Origin of the sequence: Archaeoglobus sulfaticallidus PM70-1 (assembly GCF_000385565.1) — an archaeon.
Lineage (GTDB): Archaea > Halobacteriota > Archaeoglobi > Archaeoglobales > Archaeoglobaceae > Archaeoglobus_A > Archaeoglobus_A sulfaticallidus.
The window spans coordinates 431,412-452,144 of record NC_021169.1; the positions used below are offsets into that span (position 1 = coordinate 431,412).

Annotated in this window: 18 protein-coding genes and 1 pseudogene; 11 read left to right on the forward strand and 8 right to left on the reverse strand. The window is 42.5% G+C overall.

The genetic code is table 11. The features are described from left to right. Positions 1 to 9: 9 nt before the first annotated feature. The 3 genes from ASULF_RS02360 to ASULF_RS02370 all read left to right on the forward strand — a co-directional run bounded on the left by ASULF_RS02360 (position 10) and on the right by ASULF_RS02370 (position 5,624). The gene (locus ASULF_RS02360; protein ID WP_015590098.1) at positions 10 to 1,878 is read left to right on the forward strand and encodes a COG1361 S-layer family protein; all 1,869 of its coding nucleotides are present in this window, start codon (positions 10 to 12) and stop codon (positions 1,876 to 1,878) included. Then, positions 1,856 to 4,141: a hydrophobe/amphiphile efflux-3 (HAE3) family transporter gene (locus tag ASULF_RS02365; protein ID WP_236609703.1), complete on the forward strand. Its 2,286-nt coding sequence runs from the start codon at positions 1,856 to 1,858 to the stop codon at positions 4,139 to 4,141. The genes ASULF_RS02360 and ASULF_RS02365 overlap by 23 nt, the downstream gene beginning before the upstream one ends. Before the next feature lie 136 nt (positions 4,142 to 4,277). Beyond that, positions 4,278 to 5,624 carry a hypothetical protein gene (locus ASULF_RS02370; RefSeq protein ID WP_015590100.1) on the forward strand — a complete coding sequence of 449 codons (1,347 nt, stop codon included), beginning with the start codon at positions 4,278 to 4,280 and terminating at the stop codon, positions 5,622 to 5,624. Here the strand turns inward: ASULF_RS02370 and ASULF_RS02375 are convergent. Then, positions 5,613 to 6,485: a UbiA family prenyltransferase gene (locus ASULF_RS02375; RefSeq protein ID WP_015590101.1), complete on the reverse strand. Its 873-nt coding sequence runs from the start codon at positions 6,483 to 6,485 to the stop codon at positions 5,613 to 5,615. The genes ASULF_RS02370 and ASULF_RS02375 overlap by 12 nt on opposite strands. A 391-nt stretch (positions 6,486 to 6,876) precedes the next feature. On the opposite strand from ASULF_RS02375, the gene ASULF_RS02380 reads away from it, so the two are divergent. Then, complete coding sequence (locus tag ASULF_RS02380) at positions 6,877 to 7,458, forward strand: DUF502 domain-containing protein (protein ID WP_015590102.1); 582 nt, start codon at positions 6,877 to 6,879, stop codon at positions 7,456 to 7,458. A 33-nt stretch (positions 7,459 to 7,491) separates the two neighbouring features. Next, on the forward strand, positions 7,492 to 8,685 hold the full coding sequence (locus ASULF_RS02385) for an acetyl-CoA C-acetyltransferase (protein WP_015590103.1): 1,194 nt from the start codon (positions 7,492 to 7,494) through the stop codon (positions 8,683 to 8,685). 23 nt (positions 8,686 to 8,708) lie between these two features. Here ASULF_RS02385 and ASULF_RS02390 read toward each other — a convergent pair whose 3' ends face one another. Together ASULF_RS02390 and ASULF_RS02395 are read right to left on the reverse strand one after the other, a co-directional pair. Next, positions 8,709 to 9,311, reverse strand: coding sequence for a helix-turn-helix domain-containing protein (locus ASULF_RS02390; RefSeq protein WP_015590104.1), 603 nt, complete (start codon positions 9,309 to 9,311; stop codon positions 8,709 to 8,711). Between the two features lie 66 nt (positions 9,312 to 9,377). Further along, positions 9,378 to 10,442: an AAA family ATPase gene (locus ASULF_RS02395; RefSeq protein WP_015590105.1), complete on the reverse strand. Its 1,065-nt coding sequence runs from the start codon at positions 10,440 to 10,442 to the stop codon at positions 9,378 to 9,380. Positions 10,443 to 10,488: 46 nt separating this feature from the next. Between ASULF_RS02395 and thpR the strand changes: the two genes are divergently transcribed. Both thpR and cca read left to right on the forward strand, forming a co-directional pair. After that, positions 10,489 to 11,037: an RNA 2',3'-cyclic phosphodiesterase gene (gene thpR / locus ASULF_RS02400; RefSeq protein WP_015590106.1), complete on the forward strand. Its 549-nt coding sequence runs from the start codon at positions 10,489 to 10,491 to the stop codon at positions 11,035 to 11,037. 10 nt (positions 11,038 to 11,047) lie between these two features. Continuing rightward, the gene (cca, locus tag ASULF_RS02405; RefSeq protein WP_015590107.1) at positions 11,048 to 12,394 is read left to right on the forward strand and encodes a CCA tRNA nucleotidyltransferase; all 1,347 of its coding nucleotides are present in this window, start codon (positions 11,048 to 11,050) and stop codon (positions 12,392 to 12,394) included. Here the strand turns inward: cca and ASULF_RS02410 are convergent. The 5 genes and pseudogenes from ASULF_RS02410 to ASULF_RS02430 all read right to left on the reverse strand — a co-directional run bounded on the left by ASULF_RS02410 (position 12,378) and on the right by ASULF_RS02430 (position 18,519). Further along, on the reverse strand, positions 12,378 to 13,037 hold the full coding sequence (locus tag ASULF_RS02410; RefSeq protein ID WP_015590108.1) for a hypothetical protein: 660 nt from the start codon (positions 13,035 to 13,037) through the stop codon (positions 12,378 to 12,380). The genes cca and ASULF_RS02410 overlap by 17 nt on opposite strands. Then, positions 13,034 to 14,347: a phenylacetate--CoA ligase family protein gene (locus tag ASULF_RS02415; RefSeq protein ID WP_015590109.1), complete on the reverse strand. Its 1,314-nt coding sequence runs from the start codon at positions 14,345 to 14,347 to the stop codon at positions 13,034 to 13,036. Before ASULF_RS02415 ends, ASULF_RS02410 begins: the two co-directional genes overlap by 4 nt. Before the next feature lie 638 nt (positions 14,348 to 14,985). After that, positions 14,986 to 16,560, reverse strand: a complete 1,575-nt coding sequence (locus ASULF_RS02420; RefSeq protein WP_015590110.1) for a COG1361 S-layer family protein — start codon at positions 16,558 to 16,560, stop codon at positions 14,986 to 14,988. Continuing rightward, positions 16,557 to 17,656, reverse strand: a pseudogene (locus ASULF_RS02425) (ABC transporter permease). The gene ASULF_RS02420 and the pseudogene ASULF_RS02425 overlap by 4 nt, the downstream one beginning before the upstream one ends. Further along, a complete protein-coding gene (locus ASULF_RS02430) occupies positions 17,653 to 18,519 on the reverse strand; it encodes an ABC transporter ATP-binding protein (RefSeq protein ID WP_015590111.1) in 867 nt (288 codons plus the stop codon). Before ASULF_RS02430 ends, ASULF_RS02425 begins: the two are co-directional and overlap by 4 nt. Positions 18,520 to 18,573: 54 nt before the next feature. Here ASULF_RS02430 and ASULF_RS02435 point away from each other — a divergent pair, with 54 nt between their 5' ends. The 4 genes from ASULF_RS02435 to ASULF_RS02450 all read left to right on the forward strand — a co-directional run bounded on the left by ASULF_RS02435 (position 18,574) and on the right by ASULF_RS02450 (position 20,723). Further along, positions 18,574 to 18,942, forward strand: coding sequence for a TrmB family transcriptional regulator (locus ASULF_RS02435; protein WP_048098090.1), 369 nt, complete (start codon positions 18,574 to 18,576; stop codon positions 18,940 to 18,942). 7 nt (positions 18,943 to 18,949) lie between these two features. Beyond that, a complete protein-coding gene (locus tag ASULF_RS02440) occupies positions 18,950 to 19,336 on the forward strand; it encodes a hypothetical protein (RefSeq protein WP_048098091.1) in 387 nt (128 codons plus the stop codon). A gap of 655 nt (positions 19,337 to 19,991) precedes the next feature. Then, positions 19,992 to 20,312, forward strand: a complete 321-nt coding sequence (locus tag ASULF_RS02445) for an SHOCT domain-containing protein (RefSeq protein WP_015590112.1) — start codon at positions 19,992 to 19,994, stop codon at positions 20,310 to 20,312. A gap of 135 nt (positions 20,313 to 20,447) precedes the next feature. Continuing rightward, positions 20,448 to 20,723: a hypothetical protein gene (locus ASULF_RS02450; RefSeq protein ID WP_015590113.1), complete on the forward strand. Its 276-nt coding sequence runs from the start codon at positions 20,448 to 20,450 to the stop codon at positions 20,721 to 20,723. The last annotated feature ends 10 nt before the right edge of the window (positions 20,724 to 20,733 follow it).

Consider the following 20,733-nt stretch of genomic DNA (forward strand, 5'->3'; position numbering starts at 1 on the left):
GGTGGTGTCATGAAGGGGATTTTGAGGTTTGGCATGGTTATGTTTATTCTGCTGTTGCTCATGCAAACGAGCTCTGCTCTGATGTATGAGGAAAAGCCGAACATTAAAGTGTCGGTTGCCGGATCGAACTACTTTTCAAAGGGTGAAGAGAAGTACATCATGCTCACAGTATTCAATGGGGCCAAAAAGGTGAAAATAGACTACTTCAACGACATCGAGTCGATGTTCTTTGATGACGGTTCGATGCTCTTCATAGCATACAATGTCACCGCCGAGCTTGAGGGATGTGATGGGATTGTTGTTGAGACCCCTCCACAAAAAATCCCGGCTTTGAAACCGATGACTCCACTGAACCTTCAGTATTTACTCAAGGTTGATGAGGGCATCAAGCCCGGAGAGTACAATCTGAAGCTCAAGGTTACATTCGAAAGAATCAGTGATCTCTCATACTTCAACATTCTTGGAGTTGAGATGGTCCCGAGCCAGTTCACGAACACGATGACCGATGAGTACAGCATCGTTACGAAAAATCCAACGGACACGAATGTTACCCTGACGAACACGACCGTGTATCAGTATAAGAAGCTCATAGGGAACTATAAACTGCTGTACGAGCAGGAAACTCAGGAGATACCCATCAAAATCTATGTAAAAGAGGACGATGTGAAGCTTGAAGTTGTTGAGGTTAAGGGAGAAGACCTCATAGGTGGTGGAAAGGGGAAGATCGAGATAAAGGTCAGGAATTCCGGGGAAAAGACTGCCAGAAATGCATATCTTGTTCTTGAAGCACCATCCGGGTTTGAACCGTCAGCGCTGAGCATGACATCGATGTCATCTATGCCATCTTCGATGACACCTATGGCAGGAATGCCCAGCGGGCTGCAGATGGGATTGCCCAGCGGGATGCCAACGGGTATGTCTATGGCCATGCCATCAGCGCCATCTTCATCGCTGCCATCAACACAGGCAGCTTACTTCGTTGGAGAGCTAAAGCCGAATGAAACGACTGAAGCAACATTTTACATAAAAATCAATGTGAAGGATGGAGGAAGATATCCGCTGAAGGTTAGGGCAGTGTATGTTGATGCGAATGGGGATGTAAAAGAAACTGAAGCCGTTCCATTTGGAATAGATGTGCAGGCATCTCCAGTGATTGAGATAAAGGATGTTAAGAGCAACATCTATGTTAATGCCAAGGGAGAGCTCAGGGTTACATTCACAACCTCTGCAAATCTATCGGATGCTAGCGTGCTCATCTCAGCAAATCCACCGCTCTCAGTTCTCAGCTCTGAGTACTACATAGGGAACATTGAGAAAGGAAAGGAATATACTGCGATATTCAAGCTCAAAGCTTCCGGAGAGTCCAAGCCAGTCAGGTATCCTGTGAAGCTTTACATCAAGTACAGAGCCTTAAACGAGTATGCTGAGACAGATGAGGTCAGCGTGGGGGTTAAGGTAAATCCAAAGCTCTCCTTTGAGGTGCTTGGAACACCATCAATTCAGGCAGGGACTGAGAAGGTGGTCACATTCAAGATCGTAAACACTGGAGATTTCGAGATAAAAGATGCCAATGCTAGGATAACCATAGTTGATCCTTTCACATCAACAGACGACACGTCCTTCATAGGAGATCTGAAACCGAATGAGAGCAAGGAAGTCAGGTTTAAGATAAAGGTTGACTCAGATGCAACCCCCAAGATCTACGCTCTGAATCTGGAGGTTAAGTACAAGGATCTGGAGGGGGAGTGGGTTACAAGCGAACCTGCTAAGGCACTGATCGATGTTAAACCATCGAAACCACCGTACATGCTCTATGGTGTATTCGTTCTTGTAGCATTGGTGGCGATTGGAGCGTATGTCAGATCGAGAAAGAAGTAAGGAAGAGAGCATGTTTCAGGAATTTCTGGAGAATGTTGCGAGGTTCGTAGCCAGAAAGCCTGGACTGGTAGTTTCAGTAGTCTCCCTTTTAATTATTTTATCCGCCATCTCAGCACAGAATGTAAAGCTCACATCGGGCACAGAATCGATGTTCAACAAGGACAATGTCGTTTACAAGCAGTACGAGCTATATCAGAAAGACTTCGGCACTGGAACGCAGAACATCTTCATCATTGTAAAGGGTGATGAAGTTGTAAGCACGGATGTTTACAGGTACATGCTCGATCTCCAACGAAGCCTGGAGTACATCGATGGTGTGAGTGGGACTCTCTCACCAGCGTCGATAATCGTTGAAATTGTAGGGTATCTGCCACCTGATGAAGCCCAGCTTATGCAATTGACTGAGAGGTATGCCAGGGATCTGGCTCCAGAAAAAACGATGACTCTGATATTCGTTCATTTGGCTACAAACGATAAGGAGAAGCAGAACGAGATATCCAAGGAAGTTGAGAGGGTAGTTGAGACCTCTCACCCACCAGCGGGCTTGAGGGTGGAGGTTACTGGAATACCGGCACTAAATGTCCAGATACAGGAGGAGATCAAAAAGAGCTTTGGAGTCACAATGGCTGTATCTACCGTACTGATGGTGCTGATTCTGTTTCTTACTTTCAGTGGTGTCGTCAGGAGAAAGTACACTGCACTGATGCCTCTTATGATCTCAGTGGTATCGGTTCAGACTGTCTATGGGCTAATGCCAATACTCGGCATACCTCTGTCTGAACACACCAATGGTGCTTTACCGATGCTCATCGGACTTGCAATAGAATATGGTGCCCAGCTCCAGAACAGGTATGAGGAGGAGCGGAAGGAAGGCAGGGATAAGGATGAGTCCATAGTCATATCAATAACGAGAACAGGCGTTGCGATTGTTATGGCTCTGATCACAACAGTAATAGGCTTCATGTCAATGCTTGCTCCTGGCATACCATCCATGGCACAGTTCGGGATAATAGCCTCTCTGGGCTTGATCATGGCATACATATTCACGCTCACATTCCTTCCAGCGATTCTTAAACTAATAGACAGAGAGAAGACTGAGGTTAGGGCTGTTGAGAAAGAAAAAGGTATTCTGGAGAGATCTCTTGCGATGATTTCATCGCTCACAGCCACAAGACCAGTGGGAATACTGGTTTTTGCATTTGCTATCGTCGTATTCGGTCTCTACGCTTCCTCCTACATACAGCTTGAGACGAACTACAACAAATATGTCCCTCAGGATCTTCCAGCAATGCAGAGGTTCAATGAGCTTGAAAGGGTTGTCGGAGGTCAGGCGATATACACCCTCGTGCTGAATACAGATGAAGTCAGTGCTAAGACGCTTGAGGATGTGGATGAACTCTCACAGTACATAGTTTCGAGAGAAGATCTCGTTTACGATTATAGTTCAGTGACAAAAGTAATTAAAGAAGTGAGAGCGGCTTACGGCAGAGATGGGATTCCAGAAAGCGATGCAGAACTCTCATATATACTGGATTCTCTCCCGCAATCGGAACTTAAACAGTACATTTCCGGGAATTTGATAGCTGTTCATTTCTACACCAACGCAGACTCTCAGGATGAGTATGAAAGGTTATATGAGTCCATAAAGAGAGATGTTCAGTACTTTGGCTGGTCTGGTGGATATTATGTAACAGGCAGTCCGGTAATCTACGCTGAGATGGGTAACATAATGATCAACGGCCAGACAACCATGACTTTAACAGCCTATGCCCTCATTGTGATCCTGCTTCTCGTCGTTTACAGATCGATCAGGAAGGCTGTGGTTCCACTTATCGCAATTACAACAGTAATCGGAGTTATGAACACAATAATGTATCTGACTGGCACAAAACATACGATGATATCTATAGCTTTGAACTCGATCACACTTGGTCTGGGAATAGACTTCTCAATTCATGTTCTCGAGAGATACTTTGAGGAGAGGCAGAGTTATTCGCCAATCGAGTCAGTAAGAAGAACCATAGAGAGAACAGGCAAGGCTATTACCACTTCTGCACTAACTATGGCTGGAGGCTTCGGCTCTCTGATGTTCTCGTCATTCCCGATAATGCAGAGCTTTGGCTTCATAGCGTTGATAGCGATAGTGTTTAGTTTGATTTCCGCATTAACAGTGGTTCCAGCGTTTCTAATGGTTACCGAAAAGATAAAGGTCGGTTCGAATCTCGCTGAAATAAAGAATTTTGCATCTAACTCTGAAACTTAACTTTCCTATTTTTTGAGATATTCGAGCACATCATAATGTATTATAGAAATCTTTATTTAGTTCAAAAATCTCGTTTTCGATATCATTAAATAAAGAAATTTCCAATTGTGTGGTAAATATATTACGGAGTGATAAAATGGCTCTGGAGGGTAAAATAATCCACACACAGTTCAATGAGTACCAGCATGCAAGGGAGGAATTAATTGAAGAAATAAATAAAATAAAGAAATCTGGATTTGAGGTGGATTTCATTCTTCTGTTTTTCACAAAAGGAACGATGAATGATTATTTGAGATACAACGAGATTTTCAAGAAAAATTTTCCCGATGCTCAGATGCTTGGTTGCGTAATTGAAGGATATATGGTTGAGGAGGAGGTCTGGACGATTGGACTGGTGGCAATGCTTGCGAATTTTGATGGTAAGGTTCAGGTTTTCTGGGAAAGTGGTAATGATGCAAGGGTTGTAAGTGAGAGAGTTGGCAGAAAGATTGGTGATAAATGGGATGTTGTGCTTGCTATGTTTCCCGCATTCTATTTTCCTAGTAAGCTGAGGTTTCTGGAGGCATTTTTGAAGGATAGGATTCAGTATGTCTCATACAGGAATAAAGGAACGAAGGAGGAGAAAGAAGAGATTTTAAGAAATATTTCAAGGTATTATAGAGAGAACTTTATATACCCTGTTGATGAAGTCCTTGAAGGACTTGGTAGACATTGCAATGCTAAGATCATAGGGATGAACCTGATGCCGATTGAAGCTCAGCCGAATATGCCAGTCATTCTCGCGAATTATCGGGATATTGGAAGAGGGCTGGCTGTAATGTGTTTTAAGGGAAAAGTTAACGCCATGTATCACGACATCTTTCCAGAGAGAGGTAGTAGTTTGGAAGAGGTTGAGGAGATAATTAGGGGTTATTTTTCTTATGTTGAAGAAGTTGAAGTTGTTAAGGCAGATGTTGCGATAGGCGAGATCAATGGTGTGCCATCCATTGAATTTCTGAAAAGTAGAAGAGCTTTCGAGGAAATAGATGAAAACAAGTTCATCAACAAGCTTGAAAGGGGCAGGGTTGAGATGGTTTCACCATATGGGTTGCTCTTCACTAGTAAAGCTACTTTCGGATGTGCACCATTGGGATTAATAACTTCTCCTGTGAAGGTATATCCTTCAATTTTTAATTTAGATCTTTTTGTTGATTCTTGTTTTTTCGTGGGGGAAAGTTTTAAGGGTGGTATTGACAAGTTTTTGGAAATTTTTAATTTTAGGAAATTAGATAATTTTGACATATTGTTTATGGATATCAATGTAATTCCTGCTTTTGGTAGTAATTTAACACGATTAAGTGAGAGAATTGGAAGCAATAATAAGTTAGTTCTTTTTACATCTAATCCTTCAATGAGTTTTGAAAGTAGCACGAAATATTTCACGAATATAAAGGATAGTTTATATTTTACAACTTATGGATCAACAACGTTATTAGAATTTTAATGCTATTATAACTGTCAAAAAAACTAAGCTGAGTATATTTATCTGGGGAATTATTCTAATATATTTATGTACTGAAGCGAAATCCCACTCAGATTTTACCAATTTTATAAGAACTGTGGCTGGAAAAAATCCCACAAATGAAACTAATATTGCTGGTCTTGGTAAAATGTTATTCATTGAGAACAAAAAAATCGATAAGTACAGTGCGATTAGTATAACTGTGGAAGCTGTGTATAGCGTCTCAGGGCTGAATTTAACAGCCATAGTATATAATCCGGCAAGTTTATCAGATGACACATCTTTTAGATCCTTTAAAAATACCGTCCACAGGTTTATGAATAGAACTACCGCTACAGCACAGTATGCCCGTACATTAAAGTCAGATACAATAAACCAAATCGATAGAGCGAAGGTTACGGCTGTCACAGTGTAAGTTAGAACCTCAGTGATGTAATGCTCTTTTAACCTTTTAATGTATCTACCAAACACTATTTTGTCAGAGTACAGCCATGTAAAAATCAATGTTATGATTGGGTAGATTATATACTCGCTTTTAATGCTGAAATAAAACAATATCGATGAGGAATACAGCACTAAAACGATGATTAAACCAAGATTTCTGATCTTCTTGTCTGAGAATATGTTGTTTTTTCCAGCCAGCAAATCTTCTTCAATATCGTTGACATGGTTGAATAGATTTACAGCAGCAAAAAATGGAAATGTAAATAGTATTGTGTTTATTAAATCACCAATCTCTCTGTTTCCGGAGAGAGCGAAAATAAACAGTTGAATCAGAGGTATCGGGTAAAAAATTGATAGAGGTGTACAAGAAAGTAAAAAAATATCTTTTGCAAGTTTCATATTTAGCTCATGAACAATTTTATCTTCTTGAATGTCTCCTCAGCCTCTCTTCTCCTGTCCTTCATTTTTATCACCGTTATTTGGTTTAATTACAAGTATTTAAATTTTTTCTTAATATAGAAATACTAATTATAATTACTATGATTATTGATACGATAATGAAACTCTCTAATCGATTAAGCAGAAAATCAGAAATAATAGTTCGATTATCTATCAAATTTAATTTGGAGAAAAGCCCATTTCGAACTCCCAAATATATAAAAATTTTTCTAAACATTGCATGATAGTGCTGCTTTCAATCCAATTTAAATTTTACTATTTTTGGTTAAACATTATCTTTAGCTAATATTTTCGATGAAAATGTTATTAGCTCTGAACCCAATAAACCAGCATGAAAAAGGAAATCAAGAACATATTTGTAACTGGGTTGCTAATCTTTGTGCCGATTTCCGCAACTCTCTTCCTAATATTCTGGGTTTTTAAGTACATCGAGGACTTTTTATACCCGTATCTGGCAAAATCAGGACACTACATTCCGGGGATGGGATGGCTTGTAGTGGTACTCACAATATTTCTTTTCGGTCTGCTTGGAAGATTCACGCTGGGCAACAGAATACTGGGTTATGCAGAAACTCAGGTGCGGAGGATACCTATCATAAGGACAATCTATGTCGGGGTTAAGGAGGCAACCAAAGCTATTCTTGTATCTGAAGCTGAGAGACTCAAAGGTGTAGTTTTAATTGAGTATCCAAGGAAAGGTGTTTACACCCTTGGTTTTACAACCGGATCGGTGATAGAGGATGCGATAGAGAAAACAGGGAAGAAACTGATCAATGTTTTCGTGCCGACATCTCCGAATCCAACTTCTGGATTCGTAATTCTAGTGCCGGAAGAGGAGGTGATATATCTGGATGTGAAGGTTGAGGATGCGCTCAAGGTTGTAATCTCCGGAGGATTTACGCAGCAAATCTAAATTTTTAAATATTATCATTTTTGATTTTCGTTCATGAGAGAAGTTTACATTGTCGATTATGTGAGGACTCCATTCTCGAGAAGCAGACCCAAGAAGCCGGAAAAGGATGTTTTCCATAAAATAAGGGGAGATGAGCTGGCCAAAATTGTTCTGGATAGAATCGTTGAAAAGGCCGGCATCAGCAAAGAAATAGTTGAAAGAATAGTGATGGGCTGTGCTTTTGGAGTGTGGGAGAACTGGGCCTATGGTGGTAGAGGAATTTCGCTGCTGGCAGAGTACCCTGTGGAGACTGCAACAATGATCACAGATATGCAGTGCGGATCTTCGATAGCCTCAGCCCAGACGGCATCGCTCGAGATCATGGCTGGAGTTTGTGATGTCGCAATAGCTGGCGGGTATGAGCACATGACGAGGGTTCCGATGGGAATGGAGAATCAGCACATAAGCCCGAACTTCAGGCTCATTCAGGATGAGAGGTATAAGAAATACGAGATGAACATCGGGTTTGTCATGGGTCTGACTGCAGAAAGACTTTTTCAGGAGGCTAAAAATATAACCAAGGAAGACCTCGATGAATGGGGATTGAGAAGCCACAGGCTCGCATATGAGAGCCTTAAAAGCGGATATTTCAGGGGAGAAATAACTCCGATATCTGCGGAGCAGGCTGATGGTAGTGTGATCGTTGTGGAAAGCGATCAGTCGATAAGAGGTGATACAACTCTGGAGCAGATCTCCAACCTGCCACCAGTATTTATGCCGAACGGTGTTATAACCGCCGGAAACTCCTCTCCGCTAAATGCGGGAGCTTCAGCCCTTCTTTTGATGTCTGCTGAGAAGGTTAAAGAGCTCGGTCTGGAACCTCTGGCAAAAATAAAAGCTTTCGGCTATTCGGGTGTGCATCCAGCGGTTATGGGAAAGGGTCCCGTGCCGGCAAGTAAAAAGGCTGTGGAGAAGGCGAATTTAAAGCTATCGGATATAGACTACTGGGAGATCAACGAGGCTTTTGCCATAGTAACGCTCTACGCAGTCCATGAGCTTGGTATTGAGCCTGAGAGGGTGAATGTGCATGGAGGGGCTATAGCGATTGGACACCCTCTTGGAGCGACGGGAGCGAGGCTGATCGGCACCCTTGCGAGAACGCTCAGGGAGAAAGAGGCTGACTACGGTGTAGCTACAGCATGCATAGGGGGTGGACAGGGAATTGCGATGGTTATAGAGCGGGTTTAATGTGAGCAATGTGAACCTTAACATCAGGCCTTAAAATACCTCTCAAGAACCTTTTTCTGAGCACGCCTGAGGATCTCGGACAGTGTTGATGGGGCTATGCCGAAGTAGCTGGCAAGCTCCTCGAGCTTTATTTTCTTCGGGTAGTCAAAGTATCCTTTCTGCAGGGCTATCCTCAGAACCTCCTCCTCTCTGTAGGTTATTTTCTCATCGCTTTCCGGCTTTCCCTTGTAGGTTATCTCAAAATCAACATCGTAGTCCTCTAAATTCCGGATCAGGGTTATGAATGAATCATCATCACATATTATATCCCAGAATATGTTCTGCTTATCAAAATCGACATCGGTAATTATGCAGCCGGATTCAAGAATTGGATATGCAACAAGGCAGGTATGCTCCCTTATAAGAACCTTGGCCTCTTTCTGGGAAACGGCCAGTCCATCGCAGAAGGATGGAAGGTTTTCGAGAATCTCACCGACCTTCGTGGCCTTGAGGTTAACGAGTCCTTTGATTCTGTTCTTGGATATGGTTAAGCCCTCGATTTTGAGGGTGACCTCCTTTGAGATTTCCTTGAGGGTTGAGAGGGCACAGTTCTCTGGAAGCTTTGTCTTTATCTGGATCTTTAACATGGGCATAGATATTCAGGATAGCTTAATTACTTTTATCATACTTTGTTGGCTTAGGGTTAAAATGGATCAGACAAACATCTGCTTTGGAGGAGTTCCAGCGGGCTTCTTCACCCTCATAATCGATGTGATCAGGTCGTTGGTCTCTATGTAGTCCTTGCCGTCGGCTATGGCTCTGTGCAGAGCTGGTTTTATGACCTTCTCAACGAGATCTCTGCCAGAGAACCCTTCGGTGTTGCTTGCAACTATCTCTAGGTTCGCCTTCACCTTTAGCGGGAAGTCCTTGAAGTTTTTCCTGAGAATCTCTAGTCTCTCGTTGAATGATGGCAGATCGAACATGATCTCCTCCTCAAACCTGCTCTTGATAGAGTAGTCAATCATCTCGATTCTGTTCGTGGCTGCGATCGTGCAGATACCCTCATTGCTCTGGATACCATCAAGCTCCGTGAGCAGGGAGTTGACAACCTCTGAGACATCCCCTCTCAGGTCCTGATAGTTTCTGTCGAGGGCTATCGCATCGAACTCATCGAGAAAGACAATGCATGGAGCGAGATTCCTCGCTCTATCATACAGCTCGTGTATTCTCCTCGCACTATCGCCGACATGCTCTCCTATCAACTTGGTTGACTTAATTGACAGGAAGGGAACCTTTGCCTCATTTGCGAGAGCCTTGGCCATCATGGTCTTTCCCGTTCCGGAATATCCGTGGAACAGTACATTCTTTGGTGCCCACTTTCCGAACTTTTCCGGATTCTTGAGGTATTCGAGGATGATTCTGACCTTCTTCTTTGCCTCCTCATGCCCGACAACATCATCAAGCGTTACATCTCTAACGATCTCGGTCTCAAAGGTTTTATTCTGAGATTCAACAAAAATTATCGTTGATTCTCCAATGATACCGAATTCCGGATCGAGGTTGACGACCTCAAATGCGAAATCGGGAAACATCCTCATATCAAACAGGAGTTTGCCTTTGGCTACAAACTCTCCTTTCCACTGATCCTTCGCATACTTCTCAAAAACCCTCAGGTTATCTACGGTAGGATACTCATGATAGCTCGCCTTCAGCGGATAACCGAGGGGCTTGAGAATCAGATACTTGACTTCCGAGTTCTTCGATTGTTTCTTGGTCATTTAATTGGTAAAGTATTTCAACCTGTTAATATTCTTTACCCTTGGTATGAGGCTGTTTGTAGCAGTAGATCTGAGTGAAAATGTGAGGGAGGAAGTTTACAGACTGACGAGATCGTTCACTCCGTTTAATGGAGTAAAAACGGTTGAAAAGGAGAACCTTCACATAACGCTGAAGTTTCTTGGGGAAGTGAAGGAAAGTAAGCTGAATAAGATCACGGAGAAGCTTGGGGAGATAGATTTTGAGAAGTTTGAACTCTCATTCCGTGGCATTGGATTTTTCCCGAATATATCGAGAATGCGGGTTATCTGGGTTGGTGTAAAAGACGACTCAAAAATAAACATTCTCGCTGAAGAGGTTGAAAAGAGGTTGGCTGAGCTGAAGTTCAAGAGGGAGAACAGGTTCAAGGCACATGCGACCATAGCGAGGATTAAAAGACTGAATCCATCGGATAAAACTAGGATTCTGAATTTGCTGGAAGGATATGAAGACAGAGAATTTGGAGATATGGTTGTTGAAAAATTTGTGCTGAAAAAGAGCACGCTAACGCCTAAGGGACCAATATATGAAGATGTAGAGGTTTTTGAGCTTAAATAGGTGCATAGCGATGGAGTTTGATGAAAAATTCGAGATTTTGCTACCAAAAATACTGGAGCTTGTTGTTCCGGATGAAGACGAAGTTAGAAAGGGAAATCTCGCAAAAAAAGAGCTTGAAAATAGGGTTGTAGATGTTTTGAAGGATTATCCTGAACTGGAGTACAGGTTTCTTGGATCTTTTCCGAGGAATACCTGGTTGAAGGGTAATCTTGAGCTTGACCTCTTCATACTGTTCCCGGAAAATTTTAGCGAGAAAGATCTGGAGAGAATCGGGCTTGAGATAGGGAAAAGACTGCTCGATAGCTGGGAAGCCAGATACGCTTCACACCCATACATACATGGTACAGTTATGGGTGTGGAGGTGGATGTAGTTCCCTGCTACAAGCTCAAAAGTGCTGAAAAGATTAAATCCGCTGTTGACAGAACTCCTTTTCATCATGACTGGGTGTATGAGAGGCTGAAGGGAAAGGAAAATGATGTGAGAATTCTGAAAGGGTTTTTGAAGGCCAACGGAATATACGGTGCGGAATACCAGGTCAGGGGTTTCTCTGGATACCTCTGTGAGCTACTGATAATACACTACGGCAGCTTTAAGGAACTTGTTAAGAGGGCCATAAACTGGAGGAGGGGGTTGAAGATAGAGGTTGGAGGGAATGAAGGATTTGAGAGGAACCATGTCCTTTTCGTTGTGGATCCGGTAGACAGCAAGAGAAATGTCTCAGCTAACCTCAGCTTGGATAACTTCGCGAAGTTCGTTGAGATATGCCGGGACTTCTACAGCAGTCCAAAAATAGAGTTTTTCATCAAAAAGGAAATAGATCCTGAGATAGCAAAAAGCAGGGTTGAAAAAGAGATGGATAGAAGAGGAACAACCATATTCTCTCTAATCTTCAGGAAACCGGATATTGTAGAGGATAACCTCTACACCCAGCTTGAAAAGGCGAGGAAGAAGCTCTTTGAGGTTCTTGAGGATCAGGATTTCATGCCTTTAAACTCAGGTTACACTGTAACCGAAGATAGCTGCATTCTGATATTTGAGACTCAGGTTAGCAGGTTATCCAGCATAAGGAAAATTATTGGACCTCCTTTTGAAGACTGGAAAAATGTAAGGAAGTTCAGGGAAAAAAGGAAAGATTACAGTGCTTTTATTGAAAATGGAAGATACTGCTCTTTCGCAACCAGAGAGCATGTTAAGCCAGAGGAGGCGGTTATGGATTACATAAGAAAACATCCGAAATCGCTTGGGAAGAACATTTCTGAAGAAATCGTTAATTGCAGGCTGCTTTCAGGCAGAGAAATTCTGGAAATTGAAGGCATCGCCCCCTTCCTGTTTGAGTTCTTTAAGCTTTCTCCATGATCTGCAAATACTTCTTTATTTTAAGGTCATCATACTGAACGAACCATGTCATCCAGCACAGTTCGATGCTCCTGTACTCTGTTTTCTTTGAAATATCTTCTACCCACTTTATGAACTCTATGTCCTTCTTTGGAACACTGCCAAAAATTTCGGTAAAGACCTTTCTCACGATTTTATCTGGCATTACGGTGTCTATCCCACCCATCATCCTCAGATACTGATATGTGTTGATCCCGACTCCCTTTATCCTGCCTATGACATCCTCTTTCCATCCATCAAGGCTGGACTCAGAAGCCCAGTTTCTCAGCATTTCTCTATCGGATTTGCCGAATGAGAGCAACGCTTCCGCAACATTTCTTGCAGTTCTCCAGCTTCTTCTGTTCTTCCAGATTGAAAAAAGTTTATCCTCTGGAATTTCGAGAAACTCCGAGAGACTGATGTCTCCGAAGGTCTCTTTGAACCTCAGCACTGCGGGAACTATTACATTGAAGTAGTTAAGGCCTATGGAAACGAAGGAGGCATCCACCACCATTGCTGCTACATTTCCATCATACCTCTCAGTCCTGAGACACCTCTCGCAGAGCCTTCTTACCTCCGGAACCCTCTCCATGTATGAGTTTATCTTAGCGATGGCTGTCTTCATAAGTTGTCTCGCATATCTATAACCCTCTTCGATTTCAGCTTGAATCTCTCTATGGTTCCTTTCTCAACAAGCTCAACATTCGTTCTCAGATTGAGCTCCTTATACAGCTCTCTCTGAACCTTTTGCTGGATTCTCTGGAAGTCTGAAAGCTCTCCTGTGAAAACCTCATCGACCATCTCGACTCTAACCGTTATCTCATCTAAAGATCCATTTCTCGTTATCAGCACCTGGAAGTGGTCTCCAACTTCGGGAATTCTCATCAGGACATCCTCTATCTGGCTTGGGAAGACATTTATCCCTCTGATGACGACCATATCGTCGCTTCTTCCGAGTATCCTGTGTATCCTGGGATGGGTTCTTCCACAGCTACATTTGCCCTCGTCGAGGATGTAGGTTATATCTCCTGTTCTATATCTGATCAGGGGCAGGGCTTGCTTGGTCAGAGGGGTCAGGACAAGTTCACCTTTCTCTCCGTCAGAAACAGGTTCAAGGGTTTCTGGGTCTATTATCTCTATGAAGTAGTGATCTGCCCATATGTGCAGTCCATACTGCTCCTCACACTCGAAGGCAACTCCGGGCCCGTTCATCTCGCTCAATCCATATGAGTCATAGGCCTTTATGTCGTAGGCATCCTCCAGCCTTTTTCTCGTGTTGTCGCTCCATGGTTCTGCACCGAAGCATCCGATTCTCAGCCCGATCTCTCTGGGATCGATTCCCATGCCCTCAGCAACCTCCTTTATGTGCATCGCATAGCTTGGGGTTGCGTGTATAACCGTTGTGCCAAAATCGAACATGTACTGGATCTGCTTCTCTGTCTGGCCCGTGCCTGATGGTACAACCATTGCCCCAATCCTCTCGGCAGCGTAATGGAATCCAAGCCCTCCAGTGAAGAAGGTGTAGCTCACCATGTTCTGGAAGACATCATGGTCTCTAATTCCAACCATGTACAGACACCTGGCAACCATGTTTATCCAGTTCTCAAGGTCATCTCTTGTGTACCCCACAACCTTTGGTTTTCCAGAAGTGCCAGAGGAGGTGTGGATCCTTATGATCTCCTTTTTATCCACTGCAAAGAGTCCAAAGGGATAGTTCTCCCTCAAGTCCTCCTTTACCGTTAACGGAACCTTTGCCATATCTTCTCTCTTTTTTATATCCTCTGGTTTTATTCCGGCCTCTCTAAACTTCCTGTGATAGAACGGAACATTCTCATAGGCATTTTTTAAAGTGAACCTTAATCTTTTCATCTGAAGCTCCTCAATCTCCTTTAGCGGCATTATCTCCTCTTTTTCCCAGTATTTGTCCGAATACATGATGAACCTCCCTTGTTTATGTGTTACATAGTATCAATGGATTTAAAGTTTTTTGATTGAAACTTTTTTGATTTTTGAAGCTCCTGAAACCACTCCTCGAAGATAAAGAAGTCCTCAATTTTTACAAAAAGTCGCAAAGAAAGCTCCCCGCTTCACAGTACTTCACAAAGTAACTCAAGATAATCATAATAGAAATTTAATTGTAATATTTAATAAAAAATATAGAGGCATGTTAACTTTCTTTTGGTGAAATTTAATGTAGTTTGAGTGTTATACTAAAAGAAATTCTAAATTTAATTTACAGGCTTATAAATTATTCTTTGATGGATTTAACTTCCTGCTTTCATTGTTAATTAAGAGTAGTTTTTAATCTTTTCAGCAATAGTTGGTTCTATATTTCCCCATTGGTGCTGCCAAGATAACAACAAAAAATAAATAGAACAAATACAATGTATGCACCCTACACTCAGCCAGTTATTGACACTCACCCCCACTCTAGTGGGTGATTCTAGCTTCTGAGGGTTTCACGCTATCCATACCCACATCGAGCTTTTACTCTCAGATGCGTCGTCCACCCTCAGAAGCAAGGGTGAGCCAACACCCCGTTAAACCCGTCTCCGCATGTTCATCTCTAACGATCAACGCCTTTTCAACATTGCCAACAATATCGCAATCGCTATCACCGCAGCGACTATTATCAAAGTGTTCCTTTCAACCCAGCTCTTCTCCTCGACAAACAAGTACGCGTAGAAGCTGTCTGAAATTTCCTCCCCTTCTGTATTTTCAGCTTTATAGGTGATGTCGATTCTGTATTCGTTTCCCGCTATCACATCATCATCAACGTCTACTCTGAAGCTAATGTTCGCTCTTTCATCCCTCTTTAGCTCAGCAATGTACGCTTCTGGCATCTTCAGTTTTATCCCCGGACTAGGATTCAGCTTGAAGTGAACATTCTTTGCATACCCACCAACATTCATAACTTCAAGCTTTACGATGTTCTCCCCGTGGTATACGATGGGCTTATTCAAAACTATGAAATCAGGGTTTTCTTTAACAACTATCTTGATAGATTTTGTGATTTCTCTCTCTTCGAGCTTTGAAGCCAATATTGTGTATTTAGCCTGAATCATTATCTCCCCATTTCCAAAATCCGCATTTTCGTCAACGTTGTATGGAATTCCGATTACTTTAACTTCTCCAGAATTTAGATATCCAATTAAAAACTTCGTTGCAGAGAAATCTATTCCATCAGGCTCTGAAATAACCAGTTCAAGTCCCTTAATCGGATAGAGGTAGTTGTTCATCACGAATAGATCAATGACTCCGCTTTCTCCCCTCTCAAGCTCATCTTTGCCAATACTAAATTCAATACCCCTTCCAATTTTCTCGACGAATATTTTGAATGTAACTTCATCGAATCCATCGATCCATCTTTCCCCATCGAAGTATGTGTAGTTTATTCTTGCCTTTACATTTAATTCTCCTTCCCTTTCTGGTGCTACAACATCGAATTCGACAACAGTAATCGATGATGGGCCAAGATGAGGCACTATGACCTTTCCAGGTTGAATAACCTCTATTCCTTCCAGAGTGACCTCTACATTCCTCGCATCGGACAAACCAACATTTGCCAATTGCAAAGCAATCCTATCCTGCTCTGAAGCGTAGAGGGTTGATTTCAGCGGATAAACTCTGAACTCAGGCTCAGCAGTTTGTAGAATCTCGACTTTTATTGGAATCTCGACCGTCTCGTCCCTGTAATAATAGTCGACTTCGTAGCTACCTGACAGATTCCCAGTAACATCTACGTACCTTATTCTCTCATAGTTTACCCTTAAAGTCAGTGTATGCTCTCCTGAAAGGTTATTTGGCACTGAGATCTGGAAGCTAACTACTTGCTGAGAATTGGCAGGCAGAACCGGTATTCTGACTCTCTCGGTAAGGATTTTTATCTCGTCCGATTCAAGTTCTAAAGTCAGATTGTAGGCATTTAGCGACATGTTATATGCTATTTCCTTCTCCAAAGTCCCTCTCTCGCTCCACTCATGCTTTGCTGCATTAAGTATAACTATTTTCAGTTCCTGAATCTTTCCAGCCTGAACAGATTTGGTTAAGGTGTGTGCGTCCAGTTTGGGCTCATCGGAAACGAGATAAGCATTTGCTGAGCCAACTACCAAAACCAGAAAAACCGCAAATAATAAGATCCTTCTCATCTCCTACCACCTCCAATAACCTTTCTTAACAGCAAAATCGCAATCGAGACGCTGACGAGAGTATAGATGGACAAAATCGATATGTGGGGATAAACGACTTCTAAACCGTTTCCCTTTATCATAATCTCCCTAAAAGCTATGTTGGCGTAAGTTAAGGGGACGAAATAGGCTATCATCCTCGCTCCTTCAGGCATGCTTTCGAGGGGGTAGAAGAATCCGGAGAGAAAAATGCTTATCAGGGCAAAGAGCATTGAAGCCTGAATTCCCTGCAGTTGTGTTGCTGAAACAGCCGAAATCGCAAGACCGACACCTATCGAGCCTGTCAGAAATAGCAGCAGGGCGAGGATGAGAAGAGCGAGGTTTCCCCTTATCTCCACATCGAAGGCGAAATGGGTTATAATCATGACAACGAAGACATCAAGCATTATTATCGCTGTCACAGCGACAAATTTTCCCAGAATTAACTCGGAACTCTTCAGCGGTGTTGAGAAGATGAGTTCAAGTGTCCCCTCCTCCCTCTCTCTCGCAATTGAGCTTGACGACAGAATCAGGCCAAGCATCTGAGTGACTACTCCAATGATAGCGGGAGCTATGAAGTCTATTAGCCTGCTCTTTGTCGTGAAGACGTATCTCTGCTCAACAGCTATACCACCAAAAAGACTCTTTGAAAACTCTGAAGCTATCGCGTTTATCCCCTTAACAGCAGAATTCGCCACATTGTAGTTAGACTCATCCACGTAAACCTCCAAAACAGCGGAACCATTTCTAAAATCTTTTTCAAAATTTTCGGGATGTAGATGGCGGAATGTACCTTACCGAGCCTTATAAGCTCTATTGCCTCGCTCCTGCTGTAAACAAAGTACTTTATGTCGAACGCATCACTTGAGTGGAGAGCGGAGATGAGTTTTTGCGAGAGTTCGCTGTCGTCGTCATCAACAACCGCAATGCCAACGTTCTTTATCTCTCCAGAAAAGGCATAGCCGAAGATGGAGACGAGGATTATCGGCTGCATTATCACTATAGCAAGCAATCTCCTCTCCCTCGCTATAACTCTCAGCTCCTTGAGAAACACCGAGTATATTTTCTCAACCCTCATCCTTCCACCAGCCTCAAAAAAGCCTCTTCGAGCGTTGCTTTGACAGTCTCAACCTCTTTAACTTCAACTCCTCCTGCCTTGAGAAGATCAACTATTCTTGGAACTTCGGGCGATGCCATTGCAGTTTTTACAGCAACCCAATCATCAACTACAACTTCGTAGTCAGCAGAAGAGAGCAATCTGAAAGCTCTCTGCCTGTCATCAACCCTGATTCTGACAATTTCACCACCCAGAGCCCACCTTTTGACATCTTCAGGACTACCCTCCGCAATCTTTGTCCCGTTCCTCATCAGAACTATTCGATCGCAGTTCTCGGCCTCATCCATGTAGTGAGTGGTTACGAGAATGGTCTTTCCCTCAGCGTTAAGCTCCTCGAAATGTTCCCAGAAGGTTTTTCTAAGTGGTGGATCAACCCCTGCAGTCGGCTCGTCGAGGATCAGCAAATCGGGATCGTGGATCATCGCGCAGGCAAGCATTGCCCTCTGTTTCATCCCACCACTGAGATTTCTGACGAGCCTCTTTCTGAAATCGTATAGGTTCACGAGCCTCAGCAACTCCTCGATCCTCTGTTCCGCATTCCTTATTCCATGGAGGGATGTGAAGAACCTCATGTTCTCCTCAACCGTCAGATTCAGATAGAGGGGGGAATTCTGAGGCATCCAGCCTATTGAACCGGCGTTGATTCTGATCTTGCCTTCATAAGACACCATTCCGAAAATCGCCCTTATAGTAGTAGTCTTTCCAGCTCCGTTTGGACCAAGCAATCCGAGGATTTCTCCTCTCCTGACCTTCAAGCTGAAATCTTTTACAGCGAGAAAATCTCCGAATCTCACTGTGAGGTTCTCGATTTCCAGAATACCCATACAAATTCTTTATGAGCAAAAATTTAAAAATTTGTTGTCACTAAAGCTGGTTACATGATTGAGATAAATGAAGTTGTTGAAAAGCTAAGGGGTTTTGGTTTGACACCTTACGAAGCAAAAGCTTTCGTGACTCTCGTACATCTAAGCGAAGCGTCTGCGAGAGAGATAAGTGATTATTCTAAAATTCCAAGGACGAAGGTTTACGATGTGCTAAAGAAGCTCGCTGAAAAGGGTTTTATTGAGGTTCAGCCGGGAAATCCTACCATCTTCAGAGCTTTGGAGCCGTCGGAAGTTGCAGAAAAGCTTCAGCAGGAGATGGTGAGTAGGATAAAGGAGTTCGTGACTCTGGTAGAAAAGATAAAGGTAGAGAGGAGGGAGAGGATCCAGCACGTCTGGGTTTCGAGGGGAAAAATTTGCAGTTGAGAGCAAAGTGAAGGAGCTCTTGAATTGGGCAGAGGAGGAGCTCCTTCTCTTCGTAATAGATTCTGAGTTTACAGTTAGCATTTCAAAACCAGAGATTACAAGGATTTTGCTTTACGAGAAGATCTCAGTTCCAGTTAAGTCGTTCAAGGTAATTGATAAGGAGAAGCTGATGAAATCGGGCGGTTTCTTCAGAAAATTTGCCAAACTCCTCGATGGATACATCTTTGATGGAGTGAGATTCAAACCGAGTCTTCTTGGTATATCGGATGGTAAAAAATCCGTTTTAGCTTTCAGAGAAGGCGAAGAGCTTGTTGCAGTCACAATCATGATTCCAATGATAGTTTTGCTTCAGAAGGTCATGTTTGAGAGTTTATGGGAAAGCTTCACATTATGAGGAGGGAGAATATTGTTCAAAGATGTGCCCTATTGAAAAATTTTAATGAACGGTAAGAGGATGCGGTAAAGAAGAGGGGATGGTAGCTAGGAAGTGTTACGTGTTTTGTAGAAAAAGCTTACCGAGACACACGAGTAAAAAGGGGGCGAAGAAGTCGAGTTTTGGTAGTTAATAGCCATGTATTTGTACGGTATTTTAATTTAAGCTACAGGGATATAGAGGAAGAGTTTAGAATTAGCGCGAAGTGCTAAGGAGGGCATTAAATCTGGAGGGGTTCCAGACGATCTATAAGGCTGTAAAGAGTTGAGGGAAAAATTAGGATGAAGGAGAGGTTAATTGAGGATTAGTCGACGGAGCATGTTTATAATTCATCTATCTCTACTTTCCAATCATTTGAAACAGAACAGGAAATAGAACGTGGTAAATTTGGTTTTTTCCAAAAAAGGTGATAGCTTGTTTGCACATAAGTGTCAAATAACGTGATGTTTTAACTATTTGTTAAATTAGATATGCATCATTCATGGTGTTAAAATTTTTTGGAGAAATGATCTGCCTGCAACCGTATAACTGCTTGCAGGGGATTATGCATAAGTGAAAAGCCAATAAACAGAATGTAAACAGAAAGATTTATGATTGGTCACTCCTAGTATTATTCATGGATGGATTCATGCATCAGTTCGGTTATCCTTTCGGATTCTTCTATGGATTTAACATATTCTGGTGGATAATCTTTCTGGCTATAGGCTATCTAGTATATCAGGATGCCAATAAGAGGGGAATGAACGGGCCGCTCTGGTTTATTCTCGTCATCCTGCCCATGGTTGGGTTGATATTTCTCCTGATATACATCGTGATAAGAGAAACTTCCGGAAAGTCTGAAAGGGATGAGCCTATGTATATCCTGAAAGAGCGGTATGCAAGGGGAGAGATAAGCGAGGAAGAGTTCAAAAGGATGAAGGAGGAACTGGAGAAATAGGCTCAGCAGGCAAAAGCTCAGCAACAATTTATCATAATTTTACATTTTCATAAAACTCAACAAAACAGAGAAAGAGTTTTAAATTGCCAAAGTAATAGGTTAAAGATAAATAAACTTGTTGGAAAGGTGAAGTAAATGGAATTTGATGATGAAATCTTTGAGATCATAGATGAAGACATCGAAGATATTGAAGATGTGGATGATGATACGAAACTGGCTGAAATATACAAGCTTGCTGTAAAGCTGATCAAGTTACTCGATAGCATAAAGAGTCAGGAACTCAGAGAGGGTGCATTTCTGCTCCTGATCAAGGAAATACTCAATGACGATCCGCTTTTAATGGGTTTGACATCCAAAATGATACAGGATCTGGCTTTTGGAATATCAGAGAATGAGAATTATGTCTCCTGATTTTTATTTA

Coding starts and splice junctions, on each gene's coding strand:
- ASULF_RS02370 (WP_015590100.1), top strand. CDS start 4,278: ATGGCTCTGGAGGGTAAAATAATCCACACACAGTTCAATGAGTACCAG.
- ASULF_RS02360 (WP_015590098.1), top strand. CDS start 10: ATGAAGGGGATTTTGAGGTTTGGCATGGTTATGTTTATTCTGCTGTTG.
- ASULF_RS02385 (WP_015590103.1), top strand. CDS start 7,492: ATGAGAGAAGTTTACATTGTCGATTATGTGAGGACTCCATTCTCGAGA.
- ASULF_RS02445 (WP_015590112.1), top strand. CDS start 19,992: ATGGATGGATTCATGCATCAGTTCGGTTATCCTTTCGGATTCTTCTAT.
- ASULF_RS02430 (WP_015590111.1), bottom strand. CDS start 18,519: ATGGGTATTCTGGAAATCGAGAACCTCACAGTGAGATTCGGAGATTTT.
- ASULF_RS02390 (WP_015590104.1), bottom strand. CDS start 9,311: ATGTTAAAGATCCAGATAAAGACAAAGCTTCCAGAGAACTGTGCCCTC.
- ASULF_RS02420 (WP_015590110.1), bottom strand. CDS start 16,560: ATGAGAAGGATCTTATTATTTGCGGTTTTTCTGGTTTTGGTAGTTGGC.
- ASULF_RS02415 (WP_015590109.1), bottom strand. CDS start 14,347: ATGTATTCGGACAAATACTGGGAAAAAGAGGAGATAATGCCGCTAAAG.
- ASULF_RS02410 (WP_015590108.1), bottom strand. CDS start 13,037: ATGAAGACAGCCATCGCTAAGATAAACTCATACATGGAGAGGGTTCCG.
- ASULF_RS02365 (WP_236609703.1), top strand. CDS start 1,856: ATGTCAGATCGAGAAAGAAGTAAGGAAGAGAGCATGTTTCAGGAATTT.
- thpR (WP_015590106.1), top strand. CDS start 10,489: ATGAGGCTGTTTGTAGCAGTAGATCTGAGTGAAAATGTGAGGGAGGAA.
- cca (WP_015590107.1), top strand. CDS start 11,048: ATGGAGTTTGATGAAAAATTCGAGATTTTGCTACCAAAAATACTGGAG.
- ASULF_RS02375 (WP_015590101.1), bottom strand. CDS start 6,485: ATGAAACTTGCAAAAGATATTTTTTTACTTTCTTGTACACCTCTATCA.
- ASULF_RS02395 (WP_015590105.1), bottom strand. CDS start 10,442: ATGACCAAGAAACAATCGAAGAACTCGGAAGTCAAGTATCTGATTCTC.
- ASULF_RS02380 (WP_015590102.1), top strand. CDS start 6,877: ATGAAAAAGGAAATCAAGAACATATTTGTAACTGGGTTGCTAATCTTT.
- ASULF_RS02435 (WP_048098090.1), top strand. CDS start 18,574: ATGATTGAGATAAATGAAGTTGTTGAAAAGCTAAGGGGTTTTGGTTTG.
- ASULF_RS02450 (WP_015590113.1), top strand. CDS start 20,448: ATGGAATTTGATGATGAAATCTTTGAGATCATAGATGAAGACATCGAA.